This window comes from Romboutsia sp., from assembly GCF_051659545.1.
Lineage (GTDB): Bacteria > Bacillota > Clostridia > Peptostreptococcales > Peptostreptococcaceae > JBOFOR01.
In genome coordinates this window covers 1-7,437 of sequence record NZ_JBOFOR010000014.1, presented here as the reverse complement: position 1 = coordinate 7,437, position 7,437 = coordinate 1, and the positions used below count along the sequence as shown (strand labels likewise).

General features: G+C 29.1%; 11 protein-coding genes. 5 read left to right on the top strand and 6 right to left on the bottom strand.

Features of this window, described 5'->3' with window-relative positions; all coding sequences use genetic code 11:
- The 3 genes from ACRC03_RS00575 to ACRC03_RS00565 form a co-directional block, all read right to left on the bottom strand.
- A partial coding sequence (locus tag ACRC03_RS00575; protein ID WP_438650597.1) for a phytoene desaturase family protein occupies positions 1–960 on the bottom strand: 960 nt, incomplete at its 3' end.
- Positions 961–979: 19 nt separating this feature from the next.
- Entirely contained in the window at positions 980–1,900 is a 921-nt protein-coding gene (locus ACRC03_RS00570; RefSeq protein WP_438650596.1) for an SDR family NAD(P)-dependent oxidoreductase, read from the bottom strand.
- Positions 1,901–1,912: 12 nt separating this feature from the next.
- On the bottom strand, positions 1,913–2,374 hold the full coding sequence (locus tag ACRC03_RS00565) for a nuclear transport factor 2 family protein (RefSeq protein WP_438650595.1): 462 nt from the start codon (positions 2,372–2,374) through the stop codon (positions 1,913–1,915).
- 210 nt (positions 2,375–2,584) lie between these two features.
- Here ACRC03_RS00565 and ACRC03_RS00560 point away from each other — a divergent pair, with 210 nt between their 5' ends.
- Both ACRC03_RS00560 and ACRC03_RS00555 read left to right on the top strand, forming a co-directional pair.
- Positions 2,585–2,794: a winged helix-turn-helix domain-containing protein gene (locus ACRC03_RS00560; protein WP_438650594.1), complete on the top strand. Its 210-nt coding sequence runs from the start codon at positions 2,585–2,587 to the stop codon at positions 2,792–2,794.
- A complete protein-coding gene (locus ACRC03_RS00555) occupies positions 2,784–3,143 on the top strand; it encodes a hypothetical protein (RefSeq protein ID WP_438650593.1) in 360 nt (119 codons plus the stop codon). The genes ACRC03_RS00560 and ACRC03_RS00555 overlap by 11 nt, the downstream gene beginning before the upstream one ends.
- Here the strand turns inward: ACRC03_RS00555 and ACRC03_RS00550 are convergent.
- Positions 3,104–3,277 (bottom strand): hypothetical protein, encoded by a 174-nt coding sequence (locus tag ACRC03_RS00550; RefSeq protein ID WP_438650592.1) that lies wholly within the window; start codon positions 3,275–3,277, stop codon positions 3,104–3,106. The two genes, ACRC03_RS00555 and ACRC03_RS00550, sit on opposite strands and share 40 nt — an antisense overlap.
- 86 nt (positions 3,278–3,363) lie before the next feature.
- Positions 3,364–4,923 (bottom strand): chloride channel protein, encoded by a 1,560-nt coding sequence (locus tag ACRC03_RS00545; protein ID WP_438650591.1) that lies wholly within the window; start codon positions 4,921–4,923, stop codon positions 3,364–3,366.
- 988 nt (positions 4,924–5,911) lie between these two features.
- On the opposite strand from ACRC03_RS00545, the gene ACRC03_RS00540 reads away from it, so the two are divergent.
- The 3 genes from ACRC03_RS00540 to ACRC03_RS00530 all read left to right on the top strand — a co-directional run bounded on the left by ACRC03_RS00540 (position 5,912) and on the right by ACRC03_RS00530 (position 7,261).
- Positions 5,912–6,160: a metallophosphoesterase gene (locus ACRC03_RS00540; protein ID WP_438650590.1), complete on the top strand. Its 249-nt coding sequence runs from the start codon at positions 5,912–5,914 to the stop codon at positions 6,158–6,160.
- A 96-nt stretch (positions 6,161–6,256) separates the two neighbouring features.
- The gene (locus ACRC03_RS00535) at positions 6,257–6,757 is read left to right on the top strand and encodes a hypothetical protein (protein WP_438650589.1); all 501 of its coding nucleotides are present in this window, start codon (positions 6,257–6,259) and stop codon (positions 6,755–6,757) included.
- A gap of 57 nt (positions 6,758–6,814) precedes the next feature.
- A complete protein-coding gene (locus ACRC03_RS00530) occupies positions 6,815–7,261 on the top strand; it encodes a hypothetical protein (protein WP_438650588.1) in 447 nt (148 codons plus the stop codon).
- Here ACRC03_RS00530 and ACRC03_RS00525 read toward each other — a convergent pair.
- Positions 7,244–7,437, bottom strand: a 194-nt coding sequence (locus ACRC03_RS00525; protein WP_438650587.1) for a transposase, incomplete at its 5' end; no start/stop codon positions are given. The genes ACRC03_RS00530 and ACRC03_RS00525 overlap by 18 nt on opposite strands.

Sequence of the window (7,437 nt, the reverse complement as noted above, 5' to 3'; positions counted from 1 at the left end):
TGTAATATACACAGATAGTATAGAGTTACTACCCCTTTTATCTACTAATTCTTTTTTCTTTTTATTTATTTTCTTTATAACTCTATTGTCATATATCGAATTTAAATCAACTATATTGTAAAGCTTTATTAAATCATTGGCCCAAATTAATTTTTTATAACTATACTCATTTCCTTCTTTATCTCTAACTTTTTTATTTTTTAAATCTATGTTGCATATTTCAGTATTCTTTTTTATCTCACCTTTATTTTCAATAATAAAGTCTTGAAGCTTATGCATAAATACTCCTGTACCACCCTTTGGATACCTATAGTCTAAATAAAGACTAAAATAACTTAATGCAAAAAAGCTTGGTGTATTTGTAAAAAAGGATTGTGCTATCATATCTATTAAAGCTTGATTATTTGTAAAAGTTTTTAAATATTCCTCAACTGGTAAGTTTAATTTATTAATTTTATGTATTTTACCTAATAATTTTAAAAACCATGGAACAATAGTTTTTAATAGATATTCTTTATCCTCTTTATAATCCACAAACAATGGATGCTCAATACCGTATAATATATCCATATATTCCATGATTTTTTTTATTTCTTCAATTATGTTATTTATTTCTTCAATATTGTATGGAAAAGCATTACTTAATAGTTTTTTATAATCCTCTAAATTTTCTTTGGATTTAACCTTTATAACTTCCTCTCCAATACCTAAGGAAACAACATTCTCCAAAAACTCTATATCTATGCCTAATTGCCTAACCATTGGCTTTATTACACCTGAATCTTCAATAGCTCGTATCCCACCATCAAAGGTAAAACCCTTATATTCAAAAGAGTTTACAAGCCCACCAACTTTATCTTCTTTTTCGCATAATAGTACTTTTTTTGAAGCTTTGCTTAAATAAGCTGCTGCTGTTAGCCCTGCACTTCCCCCACCTACAACAATAACATCATAATTCATAATTTTCATCCTTTATAATTTATTCCTTTAACCCTACTAAATCCATACTCATTTCATAAACTACCTTTTGCAAAATACTATTTAGTATATGTTTAGCTGGCAATTCTTCTGTAGTTAAATAAAAAAACTTTCCGCTAACTCCATCTACCTCTGGATCTGCTGCAAAATAGTATATTGCTTCTCCAGACATTTTAGGGTCCTTAAATAGCTTGTGAACAATATGCTTTGAAGTCCATCTATAAAATTCGCCATTATTATTTCCTATATTGGTCCTCACCTCTCCTGGATGTACTGCATTTATAGTAACATCTGAATCTTTTAGACTATCTGCTAACTCCCTAACCGTTAGTAATTGAGCACTTTTTGATGCCCCATATCCTCTTAATCCTGTATATATTCTTTTCTTCCAATTAATATCTTTAATATCTAATCCATTGAATCTATGCCCTTCTGAATTGACTTGAATTATCCTAGCTTTTCCACTTTCCTTTAATCTTGGAAGGAGTAATCTAGTAAATAAAAATGATGATAAGTGATTTACTATAAAGACCATTTCAAAACCTTCTTCTGTATGCTGTTTTGTAGTTGAATGCATCCCTATGTTGTTTATCAAAACATCAATCTTAGGATAATTATTTAAAATAGTTTGTGCAGCTCTACGTACTTGCATAAGTGAACTAAAGTCAGCAATAACAATATCTATTGAAACATTATATTTTGAAACTGTTTCTTCCTTAACTTTTAAAGCTTTTTCCTCATTTCTACAAACCATCACAATGTTAGCTCCACCCTTTGCAAGTTGTTTTAACGTTTCTAATCCAATCCCAGATGTGGTTCCTGTAATGACACAAGTTTTACCTTTCATGCTTTTGTCACTAGTCTTGTAAGGAAGCTTACTATTTGGTATAAATGCTAATTCCTCTGGCCATTCAAATCCCATTCTCTCCACTCCTTATCCAAAATATTTGTGCATAAATTTTCTATATATTTTATTAAACTTAGGGATTCCATTAAATATATCGCCCCATATGTCATAATAATCCCTTTGTTCTATTATTCTTCCATCTTCATGAAGTGTAAGCCTTGTTGCTCCAAAAATAGGTGTATCTGGTGATTTTCTAAAAGACATAGTCATTTTCCATTCCATGGTTATAATATTAGAATCCTGCATTACATTAGTTAAATCCATTCTTAAACTCTTGCATCTATTTGTTAACCTATTACACATATCCTTAAAATTTTCTTTTCCTTCAATTCTTTGAATAGAGTCTTGAAATATTATTTGATCATGATAATAAGGAAATATGTGAGACCAATCAGGCTTACCATCTGTATTATAAGTCCTTGCCCACATAACCTTTACGGTATCTACATCAAGCTTAAATTCACCATTATATATTATTCTGTACCTCACTTTTAAAATTCAATTTGTTATAAATCCTATAATTTCTTAAACTATTATATTTTTTATCCCTTATAAAAATTCATATGTGTGTATTCTCCAATTTATACTAATTGGATGCATCTAGAATGGAACAAAAGTATTTTTAGAAAGATGTCCATCCTCCATCTGTTCCTTCTGGATTCACATAATTTACTCTTATATTAAATCTTGCATAATCTGATGCTACTAAAATATTTGTTAGACAACAAAGGTATCGTATTAAGTAAATTAAAAATATTAGACAACGTATGGGGATATGATTTTTATGGAGATGAAAATATAGTTGAAGTATATATAAGATATTTAAGAAATAAAATAGGTGATAATGAATATAAAACAATTCAAACTGTTAGAGGCGCTGGATATAAGGTGAATACTAATGATAAATAAATATAAACCCAAAAGTCTTCAGAATAAACTATTATACAGGTTTTTATTTGTATTGATAGTATTATTAATAACCCTTGGATTTTATCAATATACAAATATGAAAAACTACTTATATCAAAGTAGAATAGAATTTTTTGATTCTAGATTTAAAAATATTGATAAAGACATAATACTTCGAACTACAAATGAGGAATTATTAAATGAAAATATGCAACAAATATTAGATGACATAAGTACTGAGGAAGTTTGTGTTGCTATTATTAATCAAAAGGAAGATAGTTTAAAGAATCTTCTTCCTCACTCGTATTGCTACGGCCTACTAAAGCATAACCATTCTCCATCACTTTGAATACCTACATCACCAAAAGCTGACTGCCAAATTATATTTCCTTCACCATCAAATTTAACTGCCCAAATATATTCATCTCCTGCATATTTTGAGTGAAAAAATGTAGATAGAATGAACTTGACAAAACCCGTCAAGTTCCACACCCACATCAGGTTGTGCAAAAAGTCTCTTAATATGCTACAAAATCATTACAATAGATTGGCTTGCTATTAACACTACTCTATGCTTCTGCTAATCTAGCTACTTTTTCTATTATTTCACAAGAGCTACTTTGATCTGTCATAACAGTCAAATAATCTCCTGCTATTATTCGAATATTTCCTTTTGGTAATATCTCCGAATTCCCTCTAGTAATTGCAACAACTAAACAGTTACTAGGCCAAGATATATCTTTTATATATTTCCCATCTATTTCACTATTCATATGCACTACAGTTTCTAATAGAGTTTTTTTGCTATTTCCTTCATATTTGTTAGTTCCTTTATTTAATAGCCTTTCTAGTAAGCTTTCATATATAGGATGTGCTTTTAATAAATCTGATGTTAATTGAGCAATTATTACTACTATACTAAGTGATAATAAATGATCTAGGGAACCTGTCATCTCAGATATTAATATTATAGCTGTGATTGGGGCTTTTACTATTGCAGCAAAATGACCTGCCATAGCTAGTACTATAAAGTTGCCTAAATATTCAATAGGAACTCCTAAATATAATATAGTTATAAGTCCGACTACGTTTCCAACAAGCGCTCCTAATGTTAATAATGGGAAGAATATTCCTCCTGGAACCCCTGAACCAAAGCTTGTGAATGTAAATATAAACTTTACCACTATAAATACTAAAAGTGTCATTATAGTAAAGTTGCTATCTTTTAGGCTCATTATTAATTCGTGCCCTCCACCTAGTAATATTGGTGATATTAGTCCTACAAATCCTGTCATTATAAATGGTATTATTATTTTAATTTCAGTACTTAGTTTACTTTCTTTAAATATACTTTGAGTTCTTAAAATACCTTTATTAAATATAACCCCGCTAACTCCTATTACTATTCCCAATAGTATAAGCGACCAATAGTATTTTAAGGGTAATGATATTAATTTACTATAATGTAGAGATGGAATTAATCCAAAGAATTGTTTTGATATAAAATCTGCTGTTAAAGATGCTATCATAGCTGATAACAAGACTAATGGTGAAAAGTTTTTGTGTGCTTCTTCTAATGCAAACATTACTCCTGATAGTGGTGCATTAAATGCTGCTGATAATCCTGCACTTGCTCCACTTGTTATTAGATATTTTTCTTCATTTTCTAGTTTGTTTAATTTTTTTGCGACTCCTTCTCCTATACACGCTCCCATTTGTACAGATGGTCCTTCTCTTCCTACTGACAATCCTGCACCTAGACAGATAAACCCTCCTATGAATTTATTGAATAATACACTAAACCAATTCATTTTTAGTCGTCTTGTTAGTATACCTTCTACTTGTGGTATTCCACTACCACTTATCATGGGTTCATTTTTTACTTGTTTGGCTACTATATATCCTAGTGCTATTAACACTAAAAATATGATTGGTATTAGTAGTATGTTTTCTCTTCCTTTTGAATATAGGTTTATAAACATGTGGCTTAGTTCTGCTGCTATTATTCTATATATTACTATTATGATTCCTACTGCTATCCCTACTAATAATGAATCTCTTATTAGTCTGTATTTTGAGTTTTGAGCTCTTTTTAATAAATTATAAGTTCTGTCTTTGCTATTATGCAAATCTATCTCATCCTTTCTTTTTACTATATATTGTATGACTTTTAATCAAAAGCCCCTACCTAATATAACATTAGGTAGGGGCTTTGTCATCTAATTTTATAATATTATTTTAGTTTTACTTATATTTTAGTTAGTTGATATATTCACATACATCTTTTTCTAATCACTAAATAATAAACGACTAACCAAGGCTATAAATTACTAGTTGTTTATAGCATTGGTTAGTCTATTTTTTTAACTAGTTGCGCTAGTTAATTTTTTTAATATTAAAACTCTAGCAAATGTGGAACTTATAAAATACCCTAGTCAATATTATTCTCTTGATTCTCCAAAATATTTAAGAGTTCTTTATTTAGTGCTTTTATATTATCAATATCTTCTATAGAGATATTTTTTTATTTGTAATATCATTAAATAGGTTTAAGTATAAATCTAGAGTTTTTCATTTATATATCCACGTATAAGTTCAATCAGTGATTTTTGAGTAAAATTGTTATTAGATATTTCTCTTACCCTCAAGGAATTAGTTTTTTTGAACTTGATATAAATTCTTCAACTTATTTATCTGGTATATATTCTATATCCAGTGTAGAATTTGTTGATTGGCTTTCCAAGTCTATATATATTATTTCATTTGTAGCTTTGTTGAAAAATAAACTCATTTCGCTATTTTTATCTCTAAAGCTGTGAGCTGAGTATTTTTTCTGTTATATAAGAGTACCTACTTTCTATACTATTGATATTATTATTTGAACAACCTACTAATGTAAGCGTAGTTAATAAAGTTATTAAAATAATTTTCTTCATATATGTTCCCTTTCGCAAAATAATGCCTAGATATAAATATATCATATTGCAAAAAAATAGGATATTATTAATACACATCAGAGCTTATAGTTGTCAAGTTCTTCACCCAAAAGATGAATAATTATTATATTTATCCAAAGCTAAGAATATATTTTAATATCTATTTAGAAAGGAGCTTTTCATGGCAAAATTAAAAATAAGACGTAGTAATTTTAAAGATAAAATCTACGTACTGAGTGATATTCATATGGGTACAAATGCACCAACTGTATTATATCGAAGAGATTTTCATGAGCCTTATTTAATTGCAGCTATAAATTATATAATCAATAATGCTTCTAATGTTGAAATGGTTGTACTTCTTGGCGATATCTTTGATTTTGGTTATACCCACCAGAAGAAGACCCTCCAACATTTGATGATATACTAAAAACGCATCCAAATATATTAGGTCCCCAAGGTAAATTTGCAGAGCTTTTAAATAATTTAAATGGTCGTGGTATATTATGTCAATGGAAACCATGACATGAACATAACTCAAGCAGATTTAGATAAAATAAATCCTAATGGCCCTAAAATTAAACATAAGGGTGATTTTATAAGCTTAAAACTTAGTGATATGTATGGTGAAAGTATTTTATTTACCCATGGCCATAATTATACAATGTTTAACGCGCCTTATATAACTAACCCTCCTACAAAAATATCCCCTCTACCAATTGGTTATTATGCAAGTCGTGCTTATGCTTTTTATGTTAAAAATACTGTTAGAGATAAAACCGTTTCTGATTTTCCAAATCAAAAAATACCTGATCCAAATAAAGCTTCTTTTATATCCTTAGCTTGGCAAGCTATTCAGCCTGGCGAAACTCTTTTAGATGTTTTTGTTTCTTTTCTTAATCAGACAACCGGATTTTCACCAAAAGCCCAAATTTCACTACCGAATAATGTAAAATCAACACTAGAAGAAGCAAAATATATTTACAAAGACCTATATAAAAAATGGGTCAATGACAATGGAGGTTAAATATTAGGTGCATCTATTGCTACAAAAGCAGCTTTTGCAGATCTTGATGGTTCATATTTGCCATGGTTTGCACAAAAATTAGGCTTAGAGCTTCCTGTAGGTTTAGTTGTAATGGGCCATACCCATGTTCCTAAAAAAGGAATTGCATGTGGAGTTGTAGATTACTTAAATACTGGATTTATGTGTCCATCAATACCTGATATTAATTCGGGGGTTAAGGATATAACTTTTGCTGAAATTGATATTAATAATTTTAATAGTATTAAAACTACAGTCTATGCTGTGAAAAATATTGTTGAAGGAAATCAATTTTATATATATAACTATTATCGTGTTGATGCAATTTACCCTCCAAAGGATTATCTTTTAAGGCCTGGTGAACAAGATTGCTCTTGCTATGTATCTATGTTTAATGCTCAAGATTATATATACTATATGTCGGGAGGGATTGCTCAATATAATGTAAATATGACTCTTAAAGAGTTTCTACATTCTTACACATAGTCTATCTATTGTATTTGTAGGAACTTTATTTATTTCGTCGATAAATTTATTTATTGCTGTTTTTACTACAGCGATACTAGAAAAAAATCTGTTATTTACAATATCTGATTTCATCCATCCCCATAACCCCTCAATTAAATTTAGTTCAGGACTATATGGTGGTAGAAACATTAATT

Coding starts and splice junctions, on each gene's coding strand:
- ACRC03_RS00570 (WP_438650596.1), bottom strand. CDS start 1,900: ATGGGATTTGAATGGCCAGAGGAATTAGCATTTATACCAAATAGTAAG.
- ACRC03_RS00560 (WP_438650594.1), top strand. CDS start 2,585: ATGCTACTAAAATATTTGTTAGACAACAAAGGTATCGTATTAAGTAAA.
- ACRC03_RS00555 (WP_438650593.1), top strand. CDS start 2,784: ATGATAAATAAATATAAACCCAAAAGTCTTCAGAATAAACTATTATAC.
- ACRC03_RS00540 (WP_438650590.1), top strand. CDS start 5,912: ATGGCAAAATTAAAAATAAGACGTAGTAATTTTAAAGATAAAATCTAC.
- ACRC03_RS00535 (WP_438650589.1), top strand. CDS start 6,257: ATGAACATAACTCAAGCAGATTTAGATAAAATAAATCCTAATGGCCCT.